General features: G+C 65.5%; 2 protein-coding genes. Both read left to right on the top strand.

The window, feature by feature from the left end:
* A partial coding sequence (locus tag WEB06_03475) for a C-terminal helicase domain-containing protein (protein MEX2554674.1) occupies nucleotides 1-909 on the top strand: 909 nt, incomplete at its 5' end.
* On the top strand, nucleotides 906-1426 hold a 521-nt coding region (locus WEB06_03470; GenBank protein ID MEX2554673.1), incomplete at its 3' end, for a DUF4391 domain-containing protein. The genes WEB06_03475 and WEB06_03470, both read left to right, overlap by 4 nt.

Here is a 1426-nt window from a genome sequence, read left to right as displayed (position 1 = left end):
GACTGCATCAGCGAGGGGCAGAACCTCCAGGACTGCGACACCGTCGTGAACTACGACATTCACTGGAACCCCGTGCGAATCATTCAGCGATTCGGCCGCATCGATCGGATTGGCTCGCCGAACGCCCGCATCCAGCTCGTGAACTTCTGGCCGAACATCGAACTCGAGGAATACATCAACCTCGAATCCCGCGTGAGCGGGCGAATGGTGCTGCTCGACATCTCCGCCACAGGCGAGGAGAACGTCATCGAGTACCAGCCGGGGAACCAGATGAACGATCTGGAATACCGGCGCGAGCAACTGCTGAAGCTCCAGGACACGGTGATCGATCTCGAGGACCTGTCCAGCGGCGTATCGATCACAGACCTCACCCTGAACGACTTCCGCATCGACCTCGCCGGGTTCACGAAGGAGCATCCTGGCGTCCTGGGCGGCCTCCCGCTTGGCACCTTTGCCGTGACCGCCACCGGGGATGATGACATTCCGCCGGGGGTGATCTTCTGCCTCCGCGCGGTCGGCGAAGGTGTCCTGAAGGTGATTGATCCCGCTTACCCGCTCGCCCCGCACTTTGTCGTCCATGTCGGCGAGGACGGCGCCGTACTGCTCCCGTTCACCCAGGCGAAGCAGGTCCTTGATCGGTTGCGGCGGCTCGCTTCCGGGAAGCACGAGGTGGATGCCGACTCCGTACAGCGATTCGACCGCGCGACGAAGGCGGGACACGACATGAGCGCCACGCGGGAGTTGCTCGCGCGCGCCGTCGCCTCCGTCGCCGGGAAGGGCGAGGAACGCGCCGTCGCTAGTCTCTTTACGCCGGGCGGCACGCATGCTCTGCAGGGGGAGTTTCACGGCATCGACGACTTCGAGGTGCTGGCGTATCTCGTCGTCCTCCCGCCACGTGCTTCCGCATGACGTTCGAGCGTGTCATCAACGCGCTCGGTCTGCCGCCCGAGACGCGCGTGGACCGGCGGGTGCCGAAGACCCTGCTCGTAGAGCACGGCGCTCCAACCACGGCCGACCGGCGGCAAGTACAGGAGGGCGTCGAGGAGATCACCTGGGTCGCCGCGCTCAAGCCGGCCAATATCGGCGTTCCGGCGTTTCAAGACGAGCATCGCGATTACCTCGAAGTCGCGGTCGTGACGATGCGGCTTCGTGGTCGGGCGAAGGCTCCCCGGCTCATCGAACTGCTGCACCGGGCCATCCCCTACCCAATCCTCCTCGTGACGCAGCTCCCGGCCGAGGATGGCGACGGCCCGTTGGTCATTTCCTTCGCCCACCAGCGGCGCTCGCTCAACGAGGCTGGGGCGGTGGTCGTGGAGGAGGTCATCGAGGCGCCGCCACTCTCGCCGAGCGTGCCATCCGAGGCGGGCGAGCGGTTCCTGCAGAGCCTGAACATCGCGGGACTTCCCAGGCGCGACTTGTTCGCGCT

The organism is Actinomycetota bacterium (assembly GCA_040905475.1).
In the GTDB taxonomy this organism is placed as follows: Bacteria; Actinomycetota; AC-67; order AC-67; family AC-67; genus DATFGK01.
This window is presented reverse-complemented; position numbering and strand designations above follow the sequence as displayed.